General features: G+C 66.1%; 25 protein-coding genes and 1 tRNA gene. 14 read left to right on the top strand and 12 right to left on the bottom strand.

What is annotated here, in order from left to right; genetic code table 11:
* The first annotated feature begins 545 nt into the window (after positions 1-545).
* Together AC1DCJ_RS11055 and AC1DCJ_RS11050 are read left to right on the top strand one after the other, a co-directional pair.
* The gene (locus tag AC1DCJ_RS11055; protein WP_478070948.1) at positions 546-1541 is read left to right on the top strand and encodes a hypothetical protein; all 996 of its coding nucleotides are present in this window, start codon (positions 546-548) and stop codon (positions 1539-1541) included.
* A 43-nt stretch (positions 1542-1584) separates the two neighbouring features.
* Positions 1585-3051, top strand: a complete 1467-nt coding sequence (locus AC1DCJ_RS11050) for an alanine/glycine:cation symporter family protein (protein ID WP_478070947.1) — start codon at positions 1585-1587, stop codon at positions 3049-3051.
* A gap of 44 nt (positions 3052-3095) precedes the next feature.
* Here AC1DCJ_RS11050 and AC1DCJ_RS11045 read toward each other — a convergent pair whose 3' ends face one another.
* The 4 genes from AC1DCJ_RS11045 to AC1DCJ_RS11030 all read right to left on the bottom strand — a co-directional run bounded on the left by AC1DCJ_RS11045 (position 3096) and on the right by AC1DCJ_RS11030 (position 6340).
* The gene (locus tag AC1DCJ_RS11045) at positions 3096-4517 is read right to left on the bottom strand and encodes a M28 family peptidase (protein WP_313244562.1); all 1422 of its coding nucleotides are present in this window, start codon (positions 4515-4517) and stop codon (positions 3096-3098) included.
* A gap of 252 nt (positions 4518-4769) precedes the next feature.
* The gene (gene mscL, locus AC1DCJ_RS11040; protein ID WP_478070946.1) at positions 4770-5183 is read right to left on the bottom strand and encodes a large-conductance mechanosensitive channel protein MscL; all 414 of its coding nucleotides are present in this window, start codon (positions 5181-5183) and stop codon (positions 4770-4772) included.
* A 54-nt stretch (positions 5184-5237) separates the two neighbouring features.
* Positions 5238-5945, bottom strand: a complete 708-nt coding sequence (locus tag AC1DCJ_RS11035) for a fumarylacetoacetate hydrolase family protein (RefSeq protein ID WP_137190174.1) — start codon at positions 5943-5945, stop codon at positions 5238-5240.
* Positions 5946-6061: 116 nt separating this feature from the next.
* Positions 6062-6340, bottom strand: coding sequence for a hypothetical protein (locus AC1DCJ_RS11030; RefSeq protein ID WP_137190173.1), 279 nt, complete (start codon positions 6338-6340; stop codon positions 6062-6064).
* Positions 6341-6517: 177 nt separating this feature from the next.
* Here AC1DCJ_RS11030 and AC1DCJ_RS11025 point away from each other — a divergent pair, with 177 nt between their 5' ends.
* Positions 6518-6865, top strand: a complete 348-nt coding sequence (locus AC1DCJ_RS11025) for a Rieske (2Fe-2S) protein (RefSeq protein ID WP_478070945.1) — start codon at positions 6518-6520, stop codon at positions 6863-6865.
* A 120-nt stretch (positions 6866-6985) separates the two neighbouring features.
* Here AC1DCJ_RS11025 and AC1DCJ_RS11020 read toward each other — a convergent pair whose 3' ends face one another.
* The 4 genes from AC1DCJ_RS11020 to thiS form a co-directional block, all read right to left on the bottom strand.
* Entirely contained in the window at positions 6986-8833 is a 1848-nt protein-coding gene (locus tag AC1DCJ_RS11020; RefSeq protein ID WP_038686602.1) for an SLC13 family permease, read from the bottom strand.
* Positions 8834-8860: 27 nt separating this feature from the next.
* A complete protein-coding gene (gene trmB, locus AC1DCJ_RS11015) occupies positions 8861-9595 on the bottom strand; it encodes a tRNA (guanosine(46)-N7)-methyltransferase TrmB (RefSeq protein ID WP_137190171.1) in 735 nt (244 codons plus the stop codon).
* Positions 9595-10386, bottom strand: a complete 792-nt coding sequence (locus AC1DCJ_RS11010; protein ID WP_128096404.1) for a thiazole synthase — start codon at positions 10384-10386, stop codon at positions 9595-9597. The genes trmB and AC1DCJ_RS11010 overlap by 1 nt, the downstream gene beginning before the upstream one ends.
* A gap of 63 nt (positions 10387-10449) precedes the next feature.
* Positions 10450-10650 carry a sulfur carrier protein ThiS gene (gene thiS / locus AC1DCJ_RS11005; protein ID WP_137190170.1) on the bottom strand — a complete coding sequence of 67 codons (201 nt, stop codon included), beginning with the start codon at positions 10648-10650 and terminating at the stop codon, positions 10450-10452.
* 200 nt (positions 10651-10850) lie between these two features.
* Here thiS and AC1DCJ_RS11000 point away from each other — a divergent pair, with 200 nt between their 5' ends.
* Together AC1DCJ_RS11000 and AC1DCJ_RS10995 are read left to right on the top strand one after the other, a co-directional pair.
* Positions 10851-12683 (top strand): autotransporter outer membrane beta-barrel domain-containing protein, encoded by a 1833-nt coding sequence (locus AC1DCJ_RS11000; RefSeq protein WP_478070944.1) that lies wholly within the window; start codon positions 10851-10853, stop codon positions 12681-12683.
* 124 nt (positions 12684-12807) lie between these two features.
* A tRNA-Gly gene (locus AC1DCJ_RS10995) sits at positions 12808-12881 on the top strand.
* Positions 12882-13064: 183 nt separating this feature from the next.
* On the opposite strand, the gene AC1DCJ_RS10990 is transcribed toward AC1DCJ_RS10995, so the two are convergent.
* Positions 13065-13802: a hypothetical protein gene (locus AC1DCJ_RS10990; protein ID WP_478070943.1), complete on the bottom strand. Its 738-nt coding sequence runs from the start codon at positions 13800-13802 to the stop codon at positions 13065-13067.
* Positions 13803-13941: 139 nt separating this feature from the next.
* On the opposite strand from AC1DCJ_RS10990, the gene AC1DCJ_RS10985 reads away from it, so the two are divergent.
* The 6 genes from AC1DCJ_RS10985 to AC1DCJ_RS10960 all read left to right on the top strand — a co-directional run bounded on the left by AC1DCJ_RS10985 (position 13942) and on the right by AC1DCJ_RS10960 (position 19299).
* On the top strand, positions 13942-14391 hold the full coding sequence (locus tag AC1DCJ_RS10985; RefSeq protein WP_478070942.1) for a hypothetical protein: 450 nt from the start codon (positions 13942-13944) through the stop codon (positions 14389-14391).
* Positions 14375-15574 carry a hypothetical protein gene (locus AC1DCJ_RS10980; RefSeq protein ID WP_478070941.1) on the top strand — a complete coding sequence of 400 codons (1200 nt, stop codon included), beginning with the start codon at positions 14375-14377 and terminating at the stop codon, positions 15572-15574. The genes AC1DCJ_RS10985 and AC1DCJ_RS10980 overlap by 17 nt, the downstream gene beginning before the upstream one ends.
* Before the next feature lie 102 nt (positions 15575-15676).
* Positions 15677-16570: a 30S ribosomal protein S6--L-glutamate ligase gene (gene rimK / locus AC1DCJ_RS10975; RefSeq protein ID WP_478070940.1), complete on the top strand. Its 894-nt coding sequence runs from the start codon at positions 15677-15679 to the stop codon at positions 16568-16570.
* Between the two features lie 245 nt (positions 16571-16815).
* The gene (locus AC1DCJ_RS10970) at positions 16816-17283 is read left to right on the top strand and encodes a hypothetical protein (protein ID WP_314402460.1); all 468 of its coding nucleotides are present in this window, start codon (positions 16816-16818) and stop codon (positions 17281-17283) included.
* Positions 17284-17291: 8 nt separating this feature from the next.
* A complete protein-coding gene (locus AC1DCJ_RS10965) occupies positions 17292-17969 on the top strand; it encodes a response regulator transcription factor (protein WP_017356179.1) in 678 nt (225 codons plus the stop codon).
* Positions 17932-19299 carry a sensor histidine kinase gene (locus tag AC1DCJ_RS10960; RefSeq protein ID WP_137190165.1) on the top strand — a complete coding sequence of 456 codons (1368 nt, stop codon included), beginning with the start codon at positions 17932-17934 and terminating at the stop codon, positions 19297-19299. Before AC1DCJ_RS10965 ends, AC1DCJ_RS10960 begins: the two co-directional genes overlap by 38 nt.
* 95 nt (positions 19300-19394) lie before the next feature.
* Here AC1DCJ_RS10960 and coaE read toward each other — a convergent pair whose 3' ends face one another.
* From coaE to AC1DCJ_RS10945, 3 genes are read right to left on the bottom strand one after another with little or no spacing between them, the layout of a single operon-like run.
* On the bottom strand, positions 19395-20012 hold the full coding sequence (gene coaE / locus AC1DCJ_RS10955; protein WP_478070939.1) for a dephospho-CoA kinase: 618 nt from the start codon (positions 20010-20012) through the stop codon (positions 19395-19397).
* Positions 20013-20022: 10 nt separating this feature from the next.
* Positions 20023-20886 carry a prepilin peptidase gene (locus AC1DCJ_RS10950; RefSeq protein ID WP_447595357.1) on the bottom strand — a complete coding sequence of 288 codons (864 nt, stop codon included), beginning with the start codon at positions 20884-20886 and terminating at the stop codon, positions 20023-20025.
* A gap of 7 nt (positions 20887-20893) precedes the next feature.
* Positions 20894-22153 carry a type II secretion system F family protein gene (locus AC1DCJ_RS10945; RefSeq protein WP_478070938.1) on the bottom strand — a complete coding sequence of 420 codons (1260 nt, stop codon included), beginning with the start codon at positions 22151-22153 and terminating at the stop codon, positions 20894-20896.
* 357 nt (positions 22154-22510) lie between these two features.
* On the opposite strand from AC1DCJ_RS10945, the gene AC1DCJ_RS10940 reads away from it, so the two are divergent.
* The 3 genes from AC1DCJ_RS10940 to pilB all read left to right on the top strand — a co-directional run bounded on the left by AC1DCJ_RS10940 (position 22511) and on the right by pilB (position 25325).
* Positions 22511-22939: a pilin gene (locus tag AC1DCJ_RS10940; RefSeq protein WP_478070937.1), complete on the top strand. Its 429-nt coding sequence runs from the start codon at positions 22511-22513 to the stop codon at positions 22937-22939.
* 116 nt (positions 22940-23055) lie between these two features.
* Complete coding sequence (locus AC1DCJ_RS10935) at positions 23056-23469, top strand: pilin (RefSeq protein ID WP_478070936.1); 414 nt, start codon at positions 23056-23058, stop codon at positions 23467-23469.
* Positions 23470-23591: 122 nt separating this feature from the next.
* Positions 23592-25325 (top strand): type IV-A pilus assembly ATPase PilB, encoded by a 1734-nt coding sequence (pilB, locus tag AC1DCJ_RS10930; RefSeq protein ID WP_478070935.1) that lies wholly within the window; start codon positions 23592-23594, stop codon positions 25323-25325.
* Positions 25326-25346: the final 21 nt, after the last annotated feature.

Raw genomic sequence — 25346 nt, 5'->3', positions numbered from 1 at the left:
GCTTGCCCAACGCGGTGTGATCGGTGTCACCGATAGCGTTATGACTACAGCCGATTCGGATTTTTCGCATAGTGCGCTGGCCTTGAGCTGCGTCACAGTGCTCGGCGGTACTGTGCTGGGTAGGTGAGGAGAGACACCCACCCAGCGCGGCGCCGTTGTCCGGATCGCAGCAAGTCTGTGACGCTCACCGCGTGGGGTGTGACGAGTCCCGGTAGCCCGGTCGTTTTTCGACCGGGCTTTTTTATGCGCCATCGCCTGCACACGATCCCGGGTAGAGCCACCCCATGGGTGGCTGCACGTACCCCATGAACACCCCATCTCCACGTTCCCGTCATTGCTCCACGCAATGAACACGACCGTTGCGATCACCGGCCAAGAACGCAGAACACCACCATCGCATGTGATGCGAAACGGCGTGCGTGCGGCCCCGCACAGATCGGCAAAAACAAGGGTTCTGCACATTGTTGCTGCCCAACGCGCTGTGCAGATTGGCGCAGCGGTGTGCTTGCGCACCGTCTTCTTTCCAGTCTCACGGGAGCCTTGGCATGACCTTGTCCGCGTTGTCGTTTCATCGTGTCGCCGCGCTAGCGCTGGCGGCTTTTTCCCTGGGGCTTTTCGCCCCGCACGCCGCTGCGCAGGCACGCAGCCTTGACGGGGTGAATTTCACCGGCCCCCTGGTCACCGCCAACCCGGCCGGAGTGCCGCGCGGCCACTGGTACATCGAGCCCTACCTGGTCCGCGTGGACAGCGATGCCGGTTACGACGCCAACGGCCGCCGCCAGCGCAGCAGCGACAGCGGCGCGTGGCTCACCGTCGTGCCCATCGCCTACGGCATGGGCGAGCGCGTCACCGCGCAGGTCAATCTCAGCGCGGCACGTGCCGACGCGGCTGGCGCGCGCAGCGGCGCAGTGCGTGCCGGCGACACCACCGCGCGGCTGCAGTACCTGCTGCAGGCCCCCAGCGCCGACGGCACGCGCCCGGCCATCTCGGTGGCGCTGCTGCAGCGCTTTGCCACCGGCAGCTACGACCGCATCGGTGGCAATCCACTCAATGCCCAGGGCGATGGCGTGCAGCGCACCACCTTCGCACTCGGCGTGCAGCAGGTGCTGTGGATGCCCAACGACCGCCCGCTGCGGTGGCGTGGCCAGCTCAGCGCCAGTCCGGCACCGGCCCGCGTGGCGCTGCACGACAGCAGCGTGTACGGCACCGATCCCGGCTTCCGCGGCAGCATCGCGCGCGGCTCGCTGCTGGGTCTCTCGTTGGGGGCCGAATACAGCGTCAACGCGCGCTGGGTGGCCGCGCTGGACGTCACCGCCAGCCGCGAAAGCGACCAGCACATCACCGGCTATGCCCCGGGCAGCGAGGGCCTGCGGAGCATCAACCAGCGCCGGCCTTCGAGCAGCAGTGTCAGCGTGGCGCCGGCCATCGAGTACCACTTCAGTCCGTCGCTGGGGCTGATCGCCGGCGTCGAGTTCAGCGTGGGCGGCCGCAACAGCGGCGCGTTCGTCAGCCCGCAGATCGCGCTCGGGATGTTCTTCTGATGCGCGCGCCTTCGATCCTCCGCACCGCCATCGGGAGCCGCCCATGACTGTCGAATCCATCGTTGCCCGCCTGCTCGACCTGGTCTGGAGCCCGGCGCTGGTCGGGCTGTGCCTGCTGGCCGGCCTGTACTTCAGCGTGCGCACCCGCTTCATCCAACTGCGTGCATTGCCAGACATGCTGCGCCTGTTGTTCAGTTCCAGCAGCTCGGCCTCCGGGGTGTCCTCGTTCCAGGCACTGAGCCTGTCGCTGTCCAGCCGCGTCGGCGTCGGCAACATCGCCGGTGTCGCGATGGCCATTGCCTACGGCGGTCCCGGTGCGATCTTCTGGATGTGGTGCGTGGCCTTCCTGGGCGCCAGCAGCGCCTTCATCGAATCAACGTTGGCGCAGATCTACAAGGAGCGCGACGCCAACGGCCAGTACCGCGGTGGCCCGGCGTACTACATCGAACGCGCGCTGGGCCAGCGCTGGTATGCCGTGGCCTTCGCGTGGAGTGCGGTGATCGGCTGCGGGCTGTTCCTGCCGGGCACCCAGTCCAACGCGATCGCCAGCGCGCTCGATGGCGCCTGGGGCATTCCCGCCAGTGCATCGGCGGCCGGCATGGTGGTCGTGGTGGGGCTGGTGATCTTCGGCGGCGTGCGCCGCATCGCCAACGTGGCGCAGGTGGTGGTGCCGGTGATGGCGGTCGGCTACCTGCTGGTGGCCGCAGTGGTGATGGCGCTCAACGTGGATGCGCTGCCGGGCATGGCGCGGCTGATCGTCGACAGCGCGTTCGGTACCGATGCCGCCTTTGGCGCGATGATCGGCACCGCCATCCAGTGGGGCGTGCGCCGTGGGGTGATGTCCAACGAGGCCGGCATGGGCAGCGGCGCGCATCCGGCTGCAGCCGCCGAGGTCTCGCACCCGGTCAAGCAGGGGCTGGTACAGGCGTTCTCGGTCTACATCGACACGCTGGTGGTGTGCAGCGCCACCGCGTTCCTGGTGTTGTCGACCGGCGCCTACAACGTGTACGACCCGGCAGCGGCAAGCCATGCCGGCATGCTGGTGGCGAACGTACCGGGGCTGGCCGCCGGACCGCACTTCGTGCAGCACGCGGTGGAGTCGGCGTTGCCGGGGTTCGGCACGGCCTTCATCGCGTTGGCGATCCTGCCGTTCGCCTTCAGCACCATCCTGGCGCTGTACTACAACGCCGAAACCAACGTGGTGTACCTGTGCCGCAACCAGCATCGTCCGTGGGTGCTGCGGCTGTTCCAGCTGGCATTCCTGGGCGTGGCGACGTGGTCGGCGGTCAATACCGCAACGGTGGCGTGGTCGTTGGGCGACATCGGCGTCGGCCTGATGAGCTGGTTGAACATCATCGCGCTGCTGTTGTTGCAGAAGCCGGCCCTGGCCGCGTTGCGCGACTATGAGAAGAGCCGGCGTGCCGGCATCGATCCGGTGTTCAACCCGCAGGTGGCCGGCGTGGCCCGGGCCGAGTTGTGGAACGAGATCGCCGCGCGCGGCCGCAAATGAGCAGGGCAGGGACCGTGGCCAGGCGCCACGGTCCCTGCGGGCTGTCATTCGTTGGGCGGCGTGGTCGGCTTGGCTTCGCTGCCGAAGCTGCCGTCGGCCTCGGCGGCCAGGTAGGCAAACACGGTGTAGGCGGCCACGTTCTGTGCCAGCGCGGCCGGGTCGATCTTGTCCAGGGTGTCGTCGGCGGTGTGATGCAGGTGGAAGTAGTCGCTGCCGTCCTGCGCCAACCACGCCCAGGCGCCGCCCTTGGCGGCCAGCGGGCCCACGTCCGGGCCGGGGCCGCCCTTGTCGGCGGCGTACTCGATGCCGAGTGGCTTGAGCACCTCGGCAATCTGGCGGGTGGCATCGCGCGAGCCCTGCGGGTTCGGCGAGCCGGTGTTGAAGGCGTAGATGCGGCCGGCGCCGAAGTCGCTCTCGGCGGCCAACTGGTGCAGCACCACGTCCTTGGCATGGGCCTCGGCATACGCCTTGCCGCCGTACAGACCCTGTTCCTCGTTGGCGAACGCCACCACGCGGATGGTGCGCTTCGGGGCCTGCTTGAGCTGGCCGATCAGGTGGCCCGCGGCCATGGTGATACCCACGCCGGCGCCATCGTCCACGGCACCGGTGCCCAGGTCCCAGGAATCGAGGTGGCCGCCGATGACCACGACTTCCTTGGGCAGGCTGCGCCCGGTGATTTCGCCGATGACGTTGTACGAGGTGGCCTTGCCGTCCCACCCGCAATCCAGGCTCAGCTTCAGCGTGGTGCTGCCGAGCGCGACCAGGCGGGCGAGCTGGTTGGCATCGGGTACCGACAAGGCGGCGGCCGGTACCGGCGTCAGGCCGTCATCGAAACGGGTGATGCCGGTATGCGGCACGCGGTGCGAATCGGTACCGGCCGAGCGCATCACAAAGCCCACCGCACCCTTGCGGATCGCCTCGGACGGGCCCTTGCTGCGCACGGCGCCACCGTTGCCGTAGTCACGGCCGTCGCGGTAGGCGGTCATCTGGTAGTCGACGAAGGCGATCTTGCCCTTCAAGGAACCGTCCGGCGCGGCCTGCAGCGCGGCCAGGTCGGCAAAGCGCACCACCTCGGCCTCGACCGTGCCGCCCGGGCTGCCGCCCAGCGCGGTGATGGTCAGCGGCTGGGCGTGCTTGCCGATCACCTGGGCGTGTTCACTGCGGCGCTCCCACTTGGGGAAGGTCACCGGCTCGGTCCAGACCTTGTCGAAGCCCAGTGCCTTGAACTTGGCCACGGCCCAGGCCACGGCGCGGGCATCGGCTTCGCCACCGGCGATGCGCGGGCCGATCTCGGTGGTGAGCGACTCGACCACCTTCCAGCCGGTGTCGTCCTTGAGGGCCTGCTCGCGCAGTTCGGCCGCGGTGGCCAGCGACTTGGGTGCCAGCGTGGTGGGGCCGGTCGCCGCGAACGCCGGGGCGGCCAACAGTGCGAGGGAGGATGCGATGGCAAGGACGCGGCGACGCATGGACAGCTCCGGAAAGCAGGACAGAAGCGTCCGAGCTTAGCAGCCTGCCGGGCCCGCACATGGGCGGGAGGTCATGGTTGCGCGGACGCTGTTTTCCATACGCGAAAACCCCGCCGGGGCGGGGTTTTTGAATGCGCATCTGCCACGGCGGAACCCGATGCCCGGTAGTGCCGGCCGCTGGCAGGCTCCGCACTCATCCGGCATTGCCAGGAGCCGGCCAGCGGCCGGCACTACGGGCGCCTGCTGCGGCCTTTACTGCTTGAGGTTGTCGCGGATCTCGCGCAGCAGCAGCACTTCTTCGCTCGGCGCCGGCGGCGCAGCGGGCTCGGCCTGCTTCTTGCGCGCCAGGCGGTTGATGAACTTCACCACCATGAAGATGGCAAACGCCACGATGACGAACTGCACCACGGTGTTGAGGAAATCGCCGTAGCCGATCACCACGGACGGAATTTCCTTGCCGGTTGGATCCACGCGCGCAGGTGCCAAGGTCCAGGCCAGTTCCGAGAAATCCACGCGCCCAATCATCCAGCCGAGCGGCGGCATGATGATCTTGTCGACCAACGCAGTGACGATCTTGCCGAACGCGGCACCAATCACGACACCGACCGCCAGGTCGATGACGTTGCCACGCATGGCAAATTCCTTGAACTCAGTCAGTACGCCCATCAGGCTCTCCTCGTGGGGGAAATCAACAGATATGCCAGCGTAATGCCGGGGGTGTCATTCGGAGATGATGCCATGGCGCTCGGCCACGTTTTCCAGCCGCGCGCTGAAACGATCCCCCGGCTTCAAGGCCGCCACCCCGGCGGGGGTGCCCATGAAGACCAGGTCGCCGGCTTTCAGTGCCCACAGCTTGGACAGTTCGTGCAGGATTTCCGGCACGTTCCAGATCATCTGGTCCAGCAGCGATTGCTGGCGGACTTCGCCGTTGATTTCCAGCGACAGATTGAGCGCGGCCAGGTCGCCCACTTCACCGGCCGGGACCAGTTCGCTGATCGGCGCGGAATGGTCGAAGCCCTTGGCCGGATCCCACGGATGCCCCTTGGCCTTGGCTGCTGCCTGCAGGTCGCGGCGGGTCAGATCCAGCCCGACACCGTAGCCGAACACCAGCGCCTCGGCCTGGTCCACCGGCAGCTCGCCAGCCGGCGCGTCGCGACCGATCGCCACCACCAGCTCCACTTCGTGGTGCAGATCGTGCGTGGCAGGCGGGTAGGGGATCACATCGTCATGCCCGACCACGATCGCATCGGCGGGCTTGCTGAAGAACATCGGGCGGCCGCGATCATCGGACGCTGGAACGGCGGCGCCCATCTCGCGTGCGTGGTCGGCGAAGTTGCGCCCAACGCAGTAGATGCGGCGCACCGGGAACGTGCCGCCACCGGCCACCGGAATGCGCGGCTGCTCGGGCGTGGGAATTACATCGGTCATGCTCGCGTCCTGTCACGTTGGGTCACAGGCAGTCTAGAACGAGCGCGCGCGACGTGCCACGCCAAACGTGGCCGAATGCGGGACGGACAGGGGCCGCGCGACGGCGCGGCACTCCCTCAACGCGACAGCGGCAACGCCTGCTTGCGAACCACGCGGTACTCGGCGTCAACCACCTGCGGGTCGCTCGGGCGCGTGCCCTGCTTGCGCTGGGCAAGCAGCTTCCACGCAACGCCGGCGATGATCATCGCCGCGCCCACGAATACCCCCACGAACACCAGCGCGGCCAGGATAGCCAAGCCCAACAGACCCACCGCGACGCGCACCAACGGATGGCGCGGCTTGCGCGGCGCGAACAGGGTGCGGAACGTGTTGAACTGGAAGTAGCGCTTGTACATGGCGTTTCTTTTGGCTGAAGTCAGCGAGCCATCAGTATCCGGGGTGGCCTCTGCCATTGAGTGAAAAACTCGTTAAACGTACCGCGCGTTCATTTCAAATCAATGACTTGTGTTCATCGCCGGGCCAGCCACGTGACGGCGTGAGAGAATGCCGGCCCGTTGAATCCGCGTGCCGACATGCCCGTTTCCGATACCACCGCCGCTCCCTTGATTGCCCTGGACGCCATTGCCGACGCGGGCTTTGCCGAGGTCGAGGTCACCTTGGACGGCGACAGTGAGTCGCTGGTCATGTACCGCGATGGCGACGACGTACGCGGTTGGCTGAACATCTGCCCGCATGCCGGCCGACGCCTGGACTGGGCGCCGGGGCAGTTTCTGAAAAGCCGTGAAGGCCATCTGGTGTGCGCCGCGCACGGCGCGTCCTTCTCGCTCGACGACGGCGGCTGCGTGGCCGGCCCGTGCAAGGGCGACCGGCTGCGCGCGGTACCGTTGCAGGTGCGCGACGGCCAGGTGTGGCTCGGGTAGGTAGCGACCGTGGGTCGCTACGCGCGACGCATTCGGAACCCCGTACCGACCAACGGTCGGCACCTACCGGGTGATGCCGGCCCGGCGTAGGTAGCGACCGTGGGTCGCTACGCCTTCGCCTCAGAACATCAGGTTGATCATCGCCACTACGACGATGGTGTAGATCAACGACAGGGGCGCACCGACGCGCCATAGCTCGCGCGGGGTGTAGTTGGCCGGTCCGGTGATCATCGAGATCACCGGATTGGACGCGGTCATCAGGTTGTTGGACGCCGACAACGCCACGATCAACGCGAACGCGGTGGGGTTGCCGCCAGCAGCCAGCGCCAGGTTGACCGCGATGGGCACCATCACAATCGTCGCGCCCACGTGGCTGATGGTCAGCGAGAACACCGTGGTCAACAGCGCCAGCGCGATCTCCAGCACCCACACCGGAATGCCGGTGGGCAGGCGGTCGATGGTGTGCCCGGCCACCCACGCCGCCGCGCCGCTGCTGTCCATGGCCCAGCCCAGCGGAATCAGGCCCGCCATCATGAAGATGGTCTTCCAGTTGATCGAGGCATACGCCTCGTCCATGCGCAGCACGCCGGTGAGCAGCATGCCGGCCACGCCGGTCATCAGGGTCAGCGCCACCGGCAGCTTGGAGGTCAGCGCGATCAGGATGGTGATGGCGAAGATGCTCATCGCGATCTTGAACTTGTGCGGGCGCTGCTCGCCCTTGGGGTAGTCGGTGACCACCACGAAGTCGCGGCTCTTGGCGGCCTGGGCCAGGTCGGTCCAGATGCTGTGGAACACCAGCATGTCGCCGGCGCGCAGGGCCACGTTGCGCACGTCTTCGCGGATCACCTGCTTGTCGCGGTTGATCGCCAGCAGGCTGATCCCGCGCTGCTTGCGCAGGCGCAGTTCCGAGGCGGTCTTGCCGATCACGTCCGAGGTGGGCGGTATCACGGCCTCGGAAATACCGGCGCGGCTGGGGTTGAACAGGTCGCCCAGGTGCTTCAACCGCGAGGACATGCGCAGGAACTGGTTCTGCGCGAAGTCGTTGACCTGCGCGCGGGCGCCCATCACCCCCAGCACGCTGCCCACCCAGATACGCATCTCCGCCGGCGGGGCCAGCCGGGTGTCATTGCCGGTCTTGAGCGCCAGCAGCAGCGGCGCGTCGTGCACGTTCTCTGCTTCGCCCAGGGTCATGCCCACCAACGGGCTCTCGGCGCTGACCACCAGCTCGAACACGTCGCCTTCGATGCCGTAGGTCTTGGCGAAGTAGCTCTCGGTCCGCGCCGGAGTGACCCCGTCGTTGGCCAGGGTTTCCTCTTCGACCAGCTTGCGGTCGCCGAAGTAGCGGAAATACAGCAGCGAGGCGACCAGCAGCGCCACGCCGATCGGCAGCGGCGCGAACATGCGCAGCGGTTCGATGGTGGCCAGGCCCGAGGGCAGGTTGTTGTTGGCCGACGCCAGCAGATCGTTCAGCAGGATCAGCGGCGAATTGCCCACCATGGTCAGCGCACCTCCCATCACGATCGCCGCGGCGATCGGCAGCAGCAGGCGCTGCAGGGTCAGCCCGGTGCGTGCGGCCAACCGCGAGGCGACCGGCAGGTACAGCGCCATCACCGACGGGTTCTGCATGAACGAGGAGTTCAAGCCGGCAATGGCGGTGGTCATCATCAACAGGCGGGTTTCCACCCCGTGCCCGCGTCGCAGCAGCCAGGCCGCCAGCCGGTTCAACGCCCCGGTGCGGTCCAGGCCCGCGCCGAGGATGGTGGTGGCGATGATGCTCATCACCGCGTTACCGGAGAAGCCGCCGAAGATTTCCTCCGGCGCGATCAGGCCGGTGACACCCAGTACCACCAGCACCACCAGCGCCACCACGTCGGCGCGGATGCGCTCGAACAGGAACATCGCCATCGTGAAGCCGACCAGCCCGAGCACGAGCTTCATATCGGTGGTCAGCGTCAGCGCAGTATCCATGGGGTGGCGCGGTTCCTTGGGCGGGGATCAGGTGCGGTCGTACAACAGGTCCCACACGCCATGGCCCAGCTTCTGGCCACGGGTTTCGAAATGGGTCTGCGGGCGCCATTCCGGGCGCTCCACCTGGCCGCGCGGACCGGCGCGGTTGGTCAGCCCGTCCGTGGCGTCCAGCACGTCCCACATCTGCTCGGCGTAGTCTTCCCAGTCGGTGGCGCAGTGCAGGCGGCCGCCACTGCGCAGCTTGCGCACCAGCAGCGCGGCGAACCCCGGCTGGATCAGGCGACGCTTGTTGTGGCGCTTCTTGTGCCACGGGTCCGGGAAATAGATGCGTACTTCATCGAGCACGCCATCGGCGATTTCCTTTTCCAGCACTTCCACCGCGTCGTGGTGGTACAGGCGCACGTGGTCGGCGTTGTCGTCGGCCAGCGCGTTGAGCAGGCGGCCCACGCCGGGGGCATGCACTTCCAGGCCGATGTAGTCGCGGCTGGGGTCCTGCTGGGCGGCGAAGCGCAGCGCGGCACCGTTGCCGAAGCCGATTTCCAGCACCTTGCGCGCGTCGCGGCCGAAGGTGGCGTCCAGGTCGCGCGGCTCGCCGGTGAAGTCCAGGCCGAAGCGCGGCCAGCGATCATCGAACGCGCGCTGCTGGGCGGGGGTGAAGCGGCCCTGGCGCAGCACGAAGCTGCGCACCTCGCGGCGGCCTTCGGTAATGGTGAACGGCTTGGCCGGGGCCTTGGCGCCGGCGCTGTCGAAGGGATTGGTCATCAGATCAGCCCATCCACCGGCGAGGAGGCACTGGCGTAGCGCTTGCGCGGAATACGCCCGGCCAGGAACGCCTCGCGCCCGGCCTCGACGGCCTTGCGCATCGCGCTGGCCATCAGCACCGGGTTGCGGGCGCCGGCAATGGCGGTGTTCATCAGCACGCCGTCGCAGCCCAGCTCCATCGCGATCGCCGCGTCCGACGCGGTGCCCACGCCGGCATCGACGATGATCGGCACCTTGGCGTCTTCGATGATCTGCAGCAGGTTGTACTTGTTCTGGATGCCCAGCCCCGAGCCGATCGGCGCGGCCAGCGGCATCACCGCGGCGCAGCCGATCTCTTCCAGGCGCTTGGCCAGGATCGGGTCGTCGGAGGTGTAGACCATGACCGCGAAGCCATCCTTGACCAGCTGTTCGGCGGCCTTGAGGGTCTGCACCACGTCCGGGTACAGGGTCTTCTGGTCGCCCAGCACTTCCAGCTTGGTCAGGTTGTGGCCGTCCAGCAGCTCGCGGGCAAGGCGGCAGGTGCGCACGGCGTCTTCGGCGGTGTAGCAGCCGGCGGTGTTCGGCAGGATGGTGTAACGGTCCGGCGGCAGCACGTCGAGCAGGTTCGGCTCGCCCGGGTTCTGCCCGATGTTGGTGCGGCGGATGGCCACGGTCACGATCTGGGCACCGGCGGCATCGGTGGCGATGCGGGTTTCTTCCAGGTCCTTGAACTTGCCGGTGCCGGTCAACAGCCGGGAACCGTAAGTCTTGCCGGCGATCACCAGCGCGTCGTTGGGGGCGTGTGGATTCATGGCGCGAATTATCGCCTATCGCGCGTCACGATGCTGCGCCCGGCAACGCGCCGTTCAACACGGTCAACCACCGCCCAGCGCGTGCACGATCTCGACCACGTCGCCGTCCTGCAGGGCGTGGCTGGCGTGCCGGCTGCGGGTGACGATCTCGCCGTTGACCTCCACCGCCACCCGGCGCTCAAGCAACTGCTCGGTCTGCAGCAGGTCGTGGACGGTGGCGCTTTGCGGAAGCTGGCGGGTGTCGCCATTGAGGACGATGTTCATGACGCCATTGTCCCTAATTGTGGCGGGTGTGCGTACCCTTGCCGGCCCGCTGCCGGGGCGGCGGAGGCCGCCGTGCGGGGTTTCCAGAGGCCCGGGGCGATTTCATGCGGCGACGCAGCGTGAATTGCCCAGGGCGCAGTGAAACCATTGCCACCGTGCGCCGGCGTACGTCGGCTGTTCCCCACCTCAAGGAGCTTTACATGCTGCTCAGCAAGCGCCCCCTGCGTTCCCTGATGGCCGTGGCCATCGCCATGGCCGCCCTGCCGGCCATGGCCCAGCAGTCCCCCTATACCAAGACCGTGTTCATCGGTGACAGCCTCACCGATGCCGGTTACTTCCGCCCGCTGCTGCCGGCCGCGGTGCGATCGGTCACCGGCCAGTCCACCACCAACCCGGGCTGGACGTATGCGCAGTTCGTCGCCGACTACTACGGCACCAATGCCTCGGCGCACGGCAACGGCCAGAACGGCGACAACTACGCCATCGGTGGCGCCCGCGTGGGCGTGGATACCAGTCTGACCCTGGCCCCGGGTACCCCGGCGGTGCCGGTGTACTCGCTCAAGACCCAGACCGCGCAGTACCTGGCCGCCAACGGCGGCAAGGCCGACGCCAATGCCCTGTACACCGTGTGGGGCGGTGCCAACGACCTGTTCGCGATCCAGAACGGCGCCCCGCTGGCCGCCACCCTGGGCGCGGCGGTGACCGACCAGGTCGGCATCGTGGGCACCCTGAAGGGCGCCGGCGCGCAGTACATCGTGGTGCCGACCATTCCCGACCTCGGCCTGACCCCGGGCGCACGCGCCGGTGGCCCAGCCGCGATGGCGGGCGGCACCGCGTTGGCCAAGGCCTACAACGACGCCCTGTTCGGTGGCCTGAAGGCTGCTGGCCTGCAGGTGATCCCGGTCGACACCTTCCACATCCTGCAGGAAATCGTCGCCAGCCCGGCCACCTACGGCTTCACCAACGTCACCGGCACCGCCTGCACCGTGGCCCAGTCGCTGACCTGCAACCCGACCAGCCTCGTCACTCCGGACGCATGGCGCACCTACGTCTTCGCCGACGGCGTGCACCCGTCCTCGGCCACGCATGAAATGCTGGGCCAGTACACCCTGTCGATCCTGGAAGCCCCGCGCAACCAGCAGATCCTGACCCACTCGGCCCAGACCATCGGCCGTTCGCGCGCTGACCAGGTCAGCTGGCATCTGGACGGCCGTCCGGCTGACGGCCTGAGCTGGTGGGGCAACCTGCGCGGCGACATGCAGCGCTATGCGCATGCCGATCTGTACGACGGCATGGCCCCGGCCGGCCTGTTCGGCGTGGATTGGGCGCGTGATGGCATGGTGGTCGGCGGCTTTGCCGGCTATGGCCGCATGGACGCCGACTTCGGCAACAGCAAGGGCGACTTCACCCAGTCCGATACCTCGCTGGGCCTGTTCGCCGGCTGGTATGGCGAGCGCGCATGGGTCAACGGCCAGGTCAGCTACAGCTGGCTGGACTACGACGTCACCCGCAAGGTCCAGCTGGGCCCGGCTACCCGTATCCATGAAGGCTCGCCGGAAGGCAGCAACCTGACCGCCGCCTTGAACGCCGGCTATGAGTTCGGCACCGAAGGCGGCTTCCGCCATGGTCCGGTCGCCGCGGTGATCTGGCAGAAGGTCAAGCTGGACGGTTACCTGGAAAGCAACCCGAGCGCCACCGCGCTGGGCTATGGCGACCAGGACGTCGATTCCACCGTCGGCCGGATCGGCTGGCAGGCGCGCTTCGATGGCGGCAGCGTCAAGCCGTACGTGCAGGTCACCTATGACCATGAGTTCGAAGACGGCAAGCAGGCCAGCGCATGGCTGCAGTCGATGCCTGACGTGGGCATGTACAAGGTGCCGGGCCTGGAGTTCGACAAGAACTACGCCACCGCCGTGCTGGGTGCGCGCCTGAACCTGTGGGGCCTGAACAGCAACGTGGGCATGAGCACCACCACGATGCAGAAGCGTGCCCGCGACGTGTCGCTGTTCGCCAGCTTCAGCGGCAGCTTCTGATCCACCGCGCGCAACGCTCCACACGGAGCGTTGCAGGCGGCTGGCGAAAGCCAGCCACAACGGGCGGCCCAGTGCCGCCCGTTGCGTTTTTACCGCCCCGCCGCATAAACTTGCCCGGCGCAACGCGGGTGTAGCTCAATGGTAGAGCTGTAGCTTCCCAAGCTACTGACGAGGGTTCGATTCCCTTCACCCGCTCCATCACTGGCTTCCGCTGCAGCTTGCGGCGCTCTTCAAGCCTTTGAACGAAGCCTATCCCCCTCTTTCTGCCTGCGCACCGCTATCGCGTCTTTCGCGCCCGGCATCGCCACCTTGCGCCAGATCAGGGCATTCCCGCGGCATCGCTTGGGAGCCTCGGCACGTGTTGGCCGTTGCCATCCCCGCCTACTCGCGCACGGCCTCGAAGACGAAGGGATTGTCGTGGTCGGGGAAACGCAGCCGGTATCGCGCGATGCGGGTCATGCCGTTGGACAGCAGGTAGTCCACCTGCAGGCCCTCCGGATCGGTCTCCATCCCCGCGCCCAGGTAGCTGTTGCTCGGATAGCTGAACCCCTGGTGCGGCGCTTCGCGAACCGCGGCACAGGTGCCGAACAGCGGGGGCAGCACGTAGAGTCGCTGCCCATGCAGCAACACTACCGTGGTGTAGCGGTCGCCCTTGCCGCTGCTGACCTGGCGGATGTCCAAGCACACCGAGCTGCCGCGGTGCCACAGCGTCATCACCGCCACGTTCTCGGGAGCAATCGGCGCGTTGCCATTCCACGGTGCAGGCGCGAGGTTGATCGCACGGCTCAGGGGCCAGCGTTGCGTGCCGACCACCAACGCCTCGCCGTCGAACGCCACCTCGGGTACGCCGGCAGGGGCTGTCATGGCCAGGTCGCCCGGCCCGCTCCACAGTGTCTGGTCGAAGCGTCGTAGCGCCTGGCCCATCGAGGTCACCCAGACGCAGTTGCGGGGCGAGTCCGTGCAGGGCATCGCCATTTCAGTCCCCGGTCCTTGGAACAGGCTGCTGCCCAACGAGCGGTAGAAATCCCCGTAGTTGGTGAGGGAAGCGGGTGCTGCCTGTGTCGTCGCCGACAGGAGAAGACTCAGCAGGGCAATGCCGGCGGGAAGGATCCGTTTCATGGGAAATCCATTGGAGAGTGCAGGCCTGCGCGGCGTCGACACGATTCACCGTGCATCGGCGGGTGGCGGAGGACGACATGGGGGTGGCACGGCGCCGCCGTCATACTATCCGCTTGCCCGATCTGAAAAAGGAACGTTCATGATCCGTCGCAGTGTCTACCGCACAGCGTCTCGACTGCGGTATCTGCTGGTGCCCACGTTCACCGCAATGGTCGCGCCCGCGTGGGCGGTGCTGCCGCCGTCGGAGCAGTTTGCGGCGGAGCCCGGCGTACAGGCGACGGTGTCGACGCGCACCACCTTGCCCGATGGCACGCGTCGCGTGGAAGGGCGGGTGCCGGGCTACAAAACGTACCGTATCGAGGCCGACTGCACCCGGGGCACCGTCGCGATGTACCGGTTGGAGGAGGGGCAGTGGGACCTGCGTTATGCCGCACGGCGACGCGGGGAAGGCTGGGAGCGCAGCACGATCGACGGGCCGGTAGCGCGCATTCCGGCAGGATCCAACCTCGATTGGCTGGCCACCGCACAGTTCGACAGTGTCTGCACCCCAACGGTGCGGACGGATGTGCCGCATGTCCCGCAGGAATAACGCCGCTGTGTCGTCCTCGCCGGGGCCCGCCGACCGTACCGCACTCCGGCGCTACACCCGCTGGCTGCCCAGTCTGGTGCTGCTGGTGGTGTGCATCGCCTGGTGGTCGCCACTGGGCGTGATTGCGACACTGGCCGCCGCCGTTGCAGTACAAAGCCTGCTGGGGCGCTTCGACCTGGTCGGCGACGTGCTGCCGGTAGGTGGCGCGAAATTGCAGTCGGCGCCGTTGTCGCCCTTCGCCCGCCAGCCCCCCACCGGCGATGTGACGCTGGGCTGGGCAGAGCTGGGTATGGGCGGTCCGGCGTACTGCACGCAGATGCTGCGCGACGGTGCGATCGTGGACGACATCGCCTGCGATGGCGGCACGGCGCAACGCGGCACGTGGACCGACCTGGCGGGAACGTCGCTGCGCCTCGCGTCGGGCTATGTTGACCGCAGCGATCGGGTGCTTGGGTATGACGAACAGCGCAAGGTCCTGCTTCACTTCAACGCCGTTCCCCACGTCTTCTGGCAGACGCTCGGCGAGCACCGCCAGGCTGACGGGGACGTGGCGGCAGCAGCGTGGGTGTCGCGCCAGCCGCATGTGGTCACCGCGCTGCGTGGGTACCACGGCCTTTGGCTGGCGCCTGATGATCCCGCATTGGCCCGCCCGATGCAGGCGCAGCTTTGCCACCGCCTGCCCGACGGTCGCGAGCTCAGTGCACGCCTGCTGTTGCCAGACGACCTGCGGCTGACCGCACACCCTGACCTGTTCACTCATACGCGGCCATACGCGCTGGCCCTGGACGGCGTCGACAGCGGGCGCCACGTCTGCGATCTGGAGACGGTCATTGCCAGTCCCGGCGGCCATTGCATCTTGGTGGCCGGCGCCGGCCTGGATGCCATCCATCGTCCCGTGGAGGGGGTGTGGCTGGTGTACTGGCATGGCCGCTGGCAGGCGGTGGGTCGCCATGTGTTTGCAGGGGAGGGGAAGCAGCGTCGCAGTGCCTCGCTGGAGGTGCTCGCTGCGGGCGACGACGGCCGACTGGAACTGCAGGCCTACAGCGAATGGGCGGACGCCGATGGCTGGCATCGGGAGCCGCTGGCGGACGTTCCGCTGGAACTGGTGGTGGAGTGGCGGCAGACCGCCGTGTCGGTGGGCGGCAGCGGCCAACGCGCGCGGCTGGCGTTGCCCGGGCGCTGACGGGGCGTGCATCCGGTGCGCATGCCGGTGCAGGCGCAGGCCGTCATCTGGATACGGTAGCCCCGCGCTATGCTGCGCGCTTTCCCGCCCGTCCGCACCGCGATGAAACTCGCCATCCTGTCCCGCAACAGCAAGCTGTACTCCACGCGCCGCCTGGTCGAAGCCGCGCGCACCCGCGGCCACACGGTGCGGGTGCTCGATCCGCTGCGCTGCTACATGCGGATCGCCGCCGACGGCTTCACCATGCATTACAAGGGCCGGCCGATCACCGGGGTGGATGCGGTGATCCCGCGCATCGGGGCTTCGGTCACCCGCTATGGCACCGCGGTGTTGCGCCAGTTCGAGATGATGGGGGCGCGCACGCCCAACCCCTCCGACGCCATCCTGCGGGCCCGGGACAAGCTGCGTGCGCACCAGATCCTGGCCTCCAAGGGCATCGACATGCCGGTGACGGTATTCGGCGACAACCCCGACGACACCGTGGACCTGTTGTCGATGCTCGGCCCGCCGCCGCACGTGGTAAAGCTCAACGAGGGCACCCAGGGCAGGGGGGTGATCCTGACCGAAAAGGCCAGCGCATCGCGCGGCATCGTCGAGGCGCTGCGCGGGCTGTATGCCAACTTCCTGATGCAGGAGTTCATCGGCGAGGCCCAGGGCGCGGACCTGCGCTGCCTGGTGGTCGGCGACCAGGTGGTGGGCGCCATGCAGCGGCAGGCGCCGGACGGCGATTTCCGCTCCAACCTGCATGCCGGCGGCAGCGCCCGCGCGGCCAAGGCCAGCCGCGCCGAACAGCAGGTGGCGGTGCGCTCGGCCAAGGCGCTGGGGCTCAGCGTGGCCGGGGTCGACCTGATCCGCTCCAGCCGCGGCCCGCTGGTGCTGGAGGTGAATTCCACGCCCGGGCTGGAAGGCATCGAGGCGATCTGCCAGGCAGACCTGGCCGGGCGCATCATCGACCACGTGGCGTCGATGAAAAAGCCTTCTGTTTCAAAGGTTTGATGTGATGTTTGAATTCTCCTGGCGCGCTTAACACCGGTTTAATCGACCCGGGCGTAGGCTTCGACGAACCGCAGCTCTGCCCTCCTCAGCAGGATCGGTAATCGGGAACACACTTCAGGCCCAGGCGGTTTACCGTCTGGGCCTTTTTCCACGAGGCGCCCGCGCCTGCCAAAACTCACTTGCTGAGGGAAACCCGACAGGGATACAGTCGGCATTCCGTTCAGGTTGACTAAGGATTGGTTGAAATGAATTGCATGAAGCTCGCCGCGGTTGCTTCGTTCCTGTTATTTGCCTCTGGGGTGGCCCACGCCGCTAAAGACGAGATCTTCGTCACAGGCAAACCGCTGGCTGAACAGCTGCAGCGCATCGATGTTGAATTGAACGATGGAAAGACGTTCTCCGAACTCAAGCTGGATGATCGCAGCCGCGTCCGCGAAGCGATGGGGCGCATGCGTGTCACGCTGGAACGTTACCCTGCCGAGTCGTCCATACCCTCCGCCGCGAAGGCGGATCTGTTCAACGACCAGCAGATTGTGAACACCGTTTTGACACAGGCGCGCGAAGATAGCCGTTTAATATGCCGGCGTGAGAAGGCAACGGGGTCCAATTTTGCGGTCACCCAGTGTTTGACTCTCGCCCAGCGTGAGCGCATGAAGGAAGATGCGCGGCGCCAGCTCAATACAGCGCAGCGCGTTGGCAGTTCTTCCAACTAGAGGTCACAGTGCGAATTCTTGTAATTGAAGACAACAGCGACATCGCCGCCAATCTGGGCGACTACCTCGAAGACCGCGGGCATACCGTGGACTTCGCCGCCGATGGCGTGACCGGCCTGCACCTGGCCGTGGTCCATGAGTTCGACGCGATCGTGCTGGATCTCAATCTGCCGGGCATGGACGGTATCGAGGTCTGCCGCAAGCTTCGCAATGAAGCACGCAAGCAGACCCCGGTGCTCATGCTGACCGCACGGGATTCGCTGGACAACAAACTGGCCGGGTTCGATTCCGGCGCCGACGACTACCTGATCAAGCCGTTCGCGCTGCAGGAAGTCGAAGTGCGTCTGAACGCGCTGTCGCGTCGCGGCAAGGGCGTGCAGACCCGCGTGCTGGAAACCGGCGACCTGGAATACAACCTGGACACGCTGGAAGTGCGCCGCCAGGGCAAGCTGCTGCAGCTCAACCCGACCGCGCTGAAGATTCTGCAGGCGCTGATGGAAGCCGCTCCGGCCGTGGTCACCCGGCAGGAGCTGGAAACCCGCGTGTGGGGCGAAGAGCTGCCGGATTCGGACTCCCTGCGCGTGCACATCCACGGCCTGCGCGCGGTGGTGGACAAGCCCTTCGAGGTGCCGTTGATCCAGACCCGCCATGGCATCGGATACCGCATCGCCGCCCCGGAAGCCTGATCCGGTGACGGCGAAGGGGGAGCGCCGCCGGGCACCGTACCGGCGGCGGCTGCGCAGTCGCATCATCGTGTCATTCGCGCTGTTGGGCTTGTGCCTGACGGCGCTATTTGCGTTTGCCACCAATTGGACCCGCGCACGCGTGGAGAACCAGCTGGTGGAGGACGTGATGAACCGCAATATCAACGAGTATGCGCGGCGGTTCTATGAAGATCCGGGGCGCAACCCAGACTTGCCGGTCCAGCAGATCCGGGCGTACGCCTATTCCAGCGACAAGTTCGAGAAGGCACGCGAAGTCTGGCCGGAGTGGGCTGCGCTGCCAACCGGCATTCACAGCATCAGCGGCGCGGACGAAAAAGGTGAGCGCTACGCCTACAAGCTCGCCGTGCGCAAAACCCCAGACGCCTGGTTTTTCCTTGCGTATGACATGACCCAGACCATGAAGGGCGAGTCGCAGCTCAACCGCGCACTGTTCCTCTCGGTCTTGGTCTTCAGCGTGCTGTCGCTGGTACTGGGCTGGTGGTCGGCCTCCAAAGTGATGAAGCCGGTGTCCGACCTGGCCGCACGCCTGCGCGCTTATCGCGGCGGCACCAGTGAGCCGGAGCCCTTGGCCCCGCGCTTTCCCGATGACGAAGTGGGCCAGCTGGCCCAAGCCCTGGATGATTATTCTTCGCGGCTGACCGAGGTGGTGCAGCGCGATCGCGAATTCAACGCCGACGTCAGCCACGAGCTACGCACGCCGCTGGCGGTGATCCGTGGCGCTACCGAGCTGCTGCTGGCGCGCCCGGGGCTGGATGACAAGGTGGTGCAGCGCCTGCAGCGCATCCAGCGTGCCGAACAGCAATGCACCGACCTGATCGGCTCGCTGCTGCTGCTGTCGCGCAACGAGCGCGGTCAGGGCAACAGCAATGTCGCGCGCGTGACCGAGCAGCTGCTGGACGCGCACCGTGCGCAGCTAGGCGGCAAGCCGCTGGAGCTGGTGCTCGAGGGCGACCGGGATCTGGTCATCGATGCGCCCGAATCGGCCTTGTCGGTGGCGCTGGGCAACCTGATCGGCAACGCGGTGAAGTACTCGCAGGAAGGGTCGGTGCGCGTGCGGGTGAGCGGCAACCGCGTGGACGTCATCGACAGCGGCCCCGGCCTGAGCGCCGAAGACGCCGCCAAACTGTTCCAGCGCGGGTACCGCGGCACCCATGCCGGCCATTCGCAGGGCGGCGGCATCGGCCTGTCGATCGTCAGCCGCCTGTGCGACCTGTACGGCTGGCAGGTGAGTGTGCGCCCGGGTGTCGAGCGCGGCGTCATCGCCACACTGACGTTCGCCCCAGCGCTGTAAGACGTCCCCCGCTCATCCCACGCCGGGTAGAGCCACCCCATGGGTGTCTGCTCTTCACCGCATGCGGGCCTCGTGCAGCCACCCATGGGGTCGCTCTACCGGGGGCTGGCGGCCAATTCGCGGTACAGACGGTCCAACTGCTCCACCTTCGCCTGCAGATGCTCCGGCTGGCCGTCATTGACCACCACGTCATCGGCCAGCGCCAAGCGCTGTTCGCGGCTGGCTTGGGCGGCAATCATCCGGTCGGCCAGCTCCGCCGTGATCCCGTCGCGCTGCAGCAGGCGGGCGTGCTGCAGCGCCACTGGCACGTCCACCACCAGCACCCGGTCCAGCCAGGGATACTGCTGGCGGCCGCCGGCCTCGGTCAGGAGCGGTATGGCGGCCATCGCATAGGGCCCGGTGGCCTGCTCGCAGGTCGTACGCAACATCTGCCGGATCGCCGGATGGGTAATGGCTTCCAGAGCCTGGCGTTCCTGCGCGGAGGCGAAGATGCGCTCGCGCAGCGCCGCGCGATCCAGCTGGCCATCGGCCAGCAGAATCTGTGGTCCAAAGTGTGCGGTGATCCGGGCGAGACCTTCGCTGCCCGGCGCCACCACGTCGCGGGCCGCCAGGTCGGCGTCGGCCACGGTGATGCCCAGTGCCTCGAAGCGGCGGCTGAGCTCGCTCTTGCCGGCGGCGATGCCGCCGGTCAGGCCGATGATGTAGCTGCTCATCGGCCGGCCCTCAGCGCAGGCCGGCGTAGCCCATGTAGGCGTTGATGATCTGCTCGCCCCACATGAAGACGATCCAGCCGGCGATGGCCAGGTACGGCCCGAACGGGATGGGCGTGGCACGGTCGCGGCCGCGCGAGTAGATCCAGATCGAGCCAATGATGGCGCCGACGATCGAGGACAGCATGATGATCGGCAGGATGCCCTTCAAGCCACACCAGGCCCCCAGCGCGGCCAGCAGCTTGAAATCGCCGTGGCCCATGCCTTCCTTGCCGGTGATCTGCTTGAACAGCCACCACACCGACCACAGCGACAGGTAGCCGGCCAGGGCGCCCAGCAGGGCGGGCTTGGCGGGCATGTAGAGATTGTCGCTGGCCGCGATCAGGCCCAGCCACATCAGGGGCAAGGTCAGCTGGTCCGGCAGCAGCTGGGTGCGCAGGTCGATCCCGGACAGGGCCACCAGGAAGCAGCTCAGCACGATCGCGCCGAAGCCCTGCCAGCCGAAGCCGAACTGCCACACGCTGGCCAGCACCAGCAGCGCGGTCACCAGTTCCACCAGCGGGTACTGGATCGAGATGGGGGCGTGGCAATGGCGGCACTTGCCACGCAGGGCCAGCCAGCTGAACAGCGGGATGTTCTCGTACCAGGACAGCTTGTGCTTGCAGTGCGGGCAGTGCGACGGCTCCACCACGATCCCCGGCGGCGGCGGCTCGTAGATGTCCGGCTCTTCCAGCACTTCGCGGGCGTCGCGCTTCCACTGCCACTCCAGCCGCTTGGGCAGGCGCAGGATGACTACGTTGAGGAAGCTGCCGATCAGCAGCCCCAGTCCGGCCGCGGCGGGATAGCCGAGGCCGGGATGCTGGTCGAGAAATGCCATTGTTACCTTAGCCGACGACGGCGCCGAGTTTGAAGATGGGCAGGTACATGCCGATCACCATGCCACCGACGATGGTACCAATGAACACCATGATCATCGGTTCCAGCAGGCTGCTGAGTGCGTCAACGGCATTGTTGACCTCCTGCTCATAGTACTCGGCCACCTTGAACAGCATGGTATCCAGGGCGCCGGCTTCTTCGCCGATGGCGGTCATCTGGACCACCATGTGCGGGAACAGGTTGGTTTGCTTCATGGCCATGTTGACCGGGTAACCGACCGACACGTCATCGCGCATACGCAGGACTGATTCCTCATAGACCTTGTTGCCGGTGGCGCCGGCCACGATGCCGAGGGCCTCAACCAACGGAACGCCGGCTTTGAACGTCACGGCGGTAGTCCGCGCAAAGCGGGCAATGGCGCTGTTGTTCATGATCTGCCCGATGACCGGCACCTTGAGGATCAAGCGATCCATGGTGTGCTGCATCGAAGGTGACCGCTTATAAGCATAGATGAAACCAACCACCGAACCCACGGAGATGATTACCATCAGCCACCAGTAGGAGAGCATGAACCTGGATGCGGCGACGATCATCTGCGTGAAAGCCGGCAGGTCAGCGCCAAAGCCCTTGAACACTTCCTCGAACTGGGGGACCACGAACATGAGCAAGATGGAACTCACCAGCAGAGCTACTACGACCACCATTGCTGGATAGAAGAGTGCCTTCTTGATCTTGCCCTTCAGGCCTTCGATGTTCTCTTTATAGGTCGCTACCGTATCCAGTACCGTTTCCAGCACACCTGCGCCTTCACCGGCACGGACCAGGTTGCGATAGAGCTCATCGAACTGAACTGGATGCCGACTGATGGATTCATACAGCGACGAGCCGCCCTCGATGTCAATACGAATGGTGTCGACCAGCTTCTTCATCCGCGGGTTCTTGTGTCCGCTCCCGATGATGTCCAAGGCGCTGACGATCGGTACGCCAGACTTCATCATGGTCGCCATCTGGCGGCTGAAGAATGCGATGTCCTTTGCGCCAACGGCACTACCCGCTGCGCCGAACAGAGGTTTGGGCTTTGGCTTGACCACGCTCGGCATGATGCCCATGCGCCGCAGCTCTGCTCGAAGCAGGTTCGCATTCTTGGCAGGCTGCTCGCCCTTCATCTTCACGCCGCGCTTGTCGGTCCCCTCCCAGACAAACGGCTGCAGCTCCGTGGTGCTTCGCGCCACGGGCTCTTTCTTGATTGCACTACGGCTAACGGACATACAGGGCTCCCCAGCCACACCATCCCCAGGCGGGCTATCTCGGCGCATGGTAGCCGGTTCCGGGGGCGGGTGGCATCCCCTGCTCGGGCGAAATCGTGACCATGCTCCAAGACCTGGCCCGTCACAAGGTGACGCAACACGTCACACTGACGGATTGGTCGCAGATTTCTGTGTGGGGGGTTCCAATCCTGAAGATTGCTGCCATCATTGCGCCGGGGAATGCTGGGGAGCATTGCTGAGAAGTTGGCACGCAACCTGCTTGGATCCAACCGCACGGGCGATGGCCTTGCTCAACCGGCAAGCCGGTCAGGCTTCGGCCCTGTGTCCACTTACTATCTACCTCTTGGGGATGTACTCATGAAGAAGCAGCAGGGCTTTACCCTTATCGAACTGATGATCGTTGTCGCGATCATCGCCATCCTGGCCGCCATCGCACTGCCGGCTTACCAGGACTACACCATCCGTTCGCGCGTGTCGGAACTGGCTGTGATGGCTAGCTCCTTCAAGGCGACCGTTGCCGAGAACATCGCCAACAACGGCGGCACCATTCCGGCCACCGGCGCCTGCGATGGCACCGGTGCAACTGCGGCAACCGTCAACATGGCCAGCATCAACTGCACCGGCCTGGGCGTGATTGCTGTGGTCGGCGACACGACGAAGACCAAGGGCACCACTCTGACCTACACCCCGACCGCTGGCGGCGACAACTCCGCCGTGGGTACCACTTGGGAATGCGTTGGCAGCGGTAGCGATCCCAAGTACTACCCGGCCGAATGCCGTAACTGATAGTTACGTTGAATTAAGCCGAAAGAGCCCCGCCTAGGCGGGGCTTTTTTTTGGCACATTTCGTGCGTATTTCGTGTTGGGGGAGGCGCGTGCCAGATGCACACAGGGGAGGAATGATGAAGAGCGTCAAAGGGTTCACACTGATCGAATTGATGATCGTCGTCGCAATCATTGCAATTCTGGCCGCGATTGCGCTGCCGGCATACCAGGACTACACCATCCGGGCACGGGTGGTTGAGGCAATCACTTTGGCGGGGTACGCCAAAGCTGCCGTGACTGAAAATGTAAACAGCAGGAATGCCCTCGACGCTGAGGCATGCACAGGCGTCACCGGAATTGCAGCGCCGACCCGGAATGTCGTGTTATTGAACTGCACTGGAGACGGTGTCGTAATCGTCAGCACCAGCGAGGCTGCGGGCTCGGTTACGTTGGCCTTCAGTCCTGTCATAATCGGCGGAGACTTGGTCGCTTGGCGCTGTGAGCGCACCGCCGGACTGCGGCAGCATGTCCCTGCAGAATGTCGTACCTGATGGTCTTTGTTTCAGATCTTGGCGGATTGGTGGGGCGGCGATGAATCGGTTGTCATGCTCTTCTTGAGTGGCTTTCCGTTCAATCTAGATGCTTGTTGCTCAAAAGACTCTGAGGGAATCGCATGAACGCAACTGTTGCCAGCACCGCCAATCTCGTCGGTATCACCGGCATCGCCCGCCGCCTGGTCCAGGATGGCGCGCTTGACGAGGCCGCTGCACGCGACGCCATGGCCAAGGCTGGTGCTGCCAAACAGCCCCTCCCGCAATGGTTCGCAGAGAAGAAGCTCGTCACCGCAGCCCAACTAGCTGCGGCCAACGCCCTCGAGTTCGGCATGCCCTTGCTCGATGTCTCGGTGTTCGACGGCACCCAGAACGCCATCGCCCTCGTCAGCGAGGAACTCCTCCGCAAGCACCGCGTCCTGCCGCTGTTCAAGCGCGGCGGCAAGCTGTTCGTGGGCACCAGCGACCCCACCCATTCGCTGGACGAGATCAAGTTCCACACCAACCTGGTGGTGGAGCCGATCCTGGTCGACGAGGAGCAGATCAAGCGTACGTTGGAACAGTGGCAGTCCAAGCACGACACGCTGGGCTCGGCGCTGGGCGGCGACGACGACGGCATGGGCGACCTGGACGTGTCGACCGGTGACGAGGAGGGCGGTTCCACTGACTCCGGCGTGGACGCCAAGGGCGACGACACCCCGGTGGTGAAGTTCGTCAACAAGGTGCTGATCGATGCGATCCGCAAGGGCGCCTCGGACATCCATTTTGAGCCGTACGAAGACGATTACCGGGTGCGTTTCCGCATCGATGGTCTGCTCAAGAACGTGGCCAAGGCCCCGGTCAAGCTCAACCAGCGCATTGCCGCGCGCCTGAAGGTGATGTCGCAGCTGGATATCGCTGAAAAGCGCGTGCCGCAGGATGGGCGCATCAAGCTCAACCTGTCCAAGACCCGCCAGATCGACTTCCGCGTGAGCACGCTGCCCACGCTGTTCGGCGAGAAGATCGTGCTGCGTATCCTGGATGGCAGCGCGGCCAAGCTGGGTATCGACAAGCTGGGTTACGAGCCGGCGCAGCAGCAGCTGTTTCTGGACGCCATCCACAAGCCCTACGGCATGGTGCTGGTGACCGGTCCGACTGGTTCGGGCAAGACGGTGTCGCTGTATACCGCGCTGGGCATCCTCAACGATGAAACGCGCAACATTTCCACCGCCGAAGACCCGGTGGAAATCCGCTTGCCCGGCGTGAACCAGGTGCAGCAGAACAACAAGCGCGGCATGACCTTTGCCGCGGCGTTGCGCTCGTTCCTGCGCCAGGATCCGGACATCATCATGGTCGGCGAAATCCGCGACCTGGAAACCGCCGAGATCGCGATCAAGGCCGCGCAGACCGGCCACATGGTGCTGTCCACGCTGCATACCAACGATGCGCCGCAGACCATCGCGCGCCTGATGAACATGGGCATCGCGCCGTTCAACATCACCAGCTCGGTGACGTTGGTGATCGCCCAGCGCCTGGCCCGGCGGCTGTGCAGCAACTGCAAGCGGCCGATCGAGCTGCCGGCGCATGCGTTGCTGGCCGAAGGCTTCACCCAGGCGCAGATCGATGCAGGCATCCGCCTGTTCGAGCCGGTGGGGTGCGAGGAGTGCACCGAGGGCTACAAGGGCCGTACCGGTATCTACCAGGTGATGCCGATGAGCGAGGAAATCTCGGTGATCGTGCTGGCCGGGGGCAACGCCATCCAGATTGCCGAGGCCGCGCAGCGCGCCGGGGTGAACGACCTGCGGCAGTCGGCGCTGGTCAAGGCCGCAGCGGGCACCACCAGCCTGGCCGAGATCAACCGCGTCACCAAGGATTGATTGGCGGGTGCGGTTGGACGG

It is taken from the genome of Stenotrophomonas sp. 10N36 (assembly GCF_056395005.1).
Note: the sequence above shows the minus strand (reverse complement) of the source record. Positions and strands in the feature narration are given on the sequence as shown.

Coding starts and splice junctions, on each gene's coding strand:
- AC1DCJ_RS10935 (WP_478070936.1), top strand. CDS start 23,056: ATGAAGAGCGTCAAAGGGTTCACACTGATCGAATTGATGATCGTCGTC.
- AC1DCJ_RS10980 (WP_478070941.1), top strand. CDS start 14,375: ATGTCCCGCAGGAATAACGCCGCTGTGTCGTCCTCGCCGGGGCCCGCC.
- AC1DCJ_RS11025 (WP_478070945.1), top strand. CDS start 6,518: ATGCCCGTTTCCGATACCACCGCCGCTCCCTTGATTGCCCTGGACGCC.
- AC1DCJ_RS10945 (WP_478070938.1), bottom strand. CDS start 22,153: ATGTCCGTTAGCCGTAGTGCAATCAAGAAAGAGCCCGTGGCGCGAAGC.
- AC1DCJ_RS11000 (WP_478070944.1), top strand. CDS start 10,851: ATGCTGCTCAGCAAGCGCCCCCTGCGTTCCCTGATGGCCGTGGCCATC.
- AC1DCJ_RS11035 (WP_137190174.1), bottom strand. CDS start 5,945: ATGACCGATGTAATTCCCACGCCCGAGCAGCCGCGCATTCCGGTGGCC.
- AC1DCJ_RS11045 (WP_313244562.1), bottom strand. CDS start 4,517: ATGCGTCGCCGCGTCCTTGCCATCGCATCCTCCCTCGCACTGTTGGCC.
- trmB (WP_137190171.1), bottom strand. CDS start 9,595: ATGACCAATCCCTTCGACAGCGCCGGCGCCAAGGCCCCGGCCAAGCCG.
- AC1DCJ_RS10990 (WP_478070943.1), bottom strand. CDS start 13,802: ATGAAACGGATCCTTCCCGCCGGCATTGCCCTGCTGAGTCTTCTCCTG.
- mscL (WP_478070946.1), bottom strand. CDS start 5,183: ATGGGCGTACTGACTGAGTTCAAGGAATTTGCCATGCGTGGCAACGTC.
- AC1DCJ_RS10970 (WP_314402460.1), top strand. CDS start 16,816: ATGAATTGCATGAAGCTCGCCGCGGTTGCTTCGTTCCTGTTATTTGCC.
- AC1DCJ_RS11010 (WP_128096404.1), bottom strand. CDS start 10,386: ATGAATCCACACGCCCCCAACGACGCGCTGGTGATCGCCGGCAAGACT.
- AC1DCJ_RS10985 (WP_478070942.1), top strand. CDS start 13,942: ATGATCCGTCGCAGTGTCTACCGCACAGCGTCTCGACTGCGGTATCTG.
- AC1DCJ_RS11050 (WP_478070947.1), top strand. CDS start 1,585: ATGACTGTCGAATCCATCGTTGCCCGCCTGCTCGACCTGGTCTGGAGC.
- AC1DCJ_RS10960 (WP_137190165.1), top strand. CDS start 17,932: ATGGCATCGGATACCGCATCGCCGCCCCGGAAGCCTGATCCGGTGACG.
- pilB (WP_478070935.1), top strand. CDS start 23,592: ATGAACGCAACTGTTGCCAGCACCGCCAATCTCGTCGGTATCACCGGC.
- AC1DCJ_RS11055 (WP_478070948.1), top strand. CDS start 546: ATGACCTTGTCCGCGTTGTCGTTTCATCGTGTCGCCGCGCTAGCGCTG.
- thiS (WP_137190170.1), bottom strand. CDS start 10,650: ATGAACATCGTCCTCAATGGCGACACCCGCCAGCTTCCGCAAAGCGCC.
- AC1DCJ_RS11020 (WP_038686602.1), bottom strand. CDS start 8,833: ATGGATACTGCGCTGACGCTGACCACCGATATGAAGCTCGTGCTCGGG.
- AC1DCJ_RS11030 (WP_137190173.1), bottom strand. CDS start 6,340: ATGTACAAGCGCTACTTCCAGTTCAACACGTTCCGCACCCTGTTCGCG.
- AC1DCJ_RS10950 (WP_447595357.1), bottom strand. CDS start 20,886: ATGGCATTTCTCGACCAGCATCCCGGCCTCGGCTATCCCGCCGCGGCC.
- coaE (WP_478070939.1), bottom strand. CDS start 20,012: ATGAGCAGCTACATCATCGGCCTGACCGGCGGCATCGCCGCCGGCAAG.
- rimK (WP_478070940.1), top strand. CDS start 15,677: ATGAAACTCGCCATCCTGTCCCGCAACAGCAAGCTGTACTCCACGCGC.
- AC1DCJ_RS10940 (WP_478070937.1), top strand. CDS start 22,511: ATGAAGAAGCAGCAGGGCTTTACCCTTATCGAACTGATGATCGTTGTC.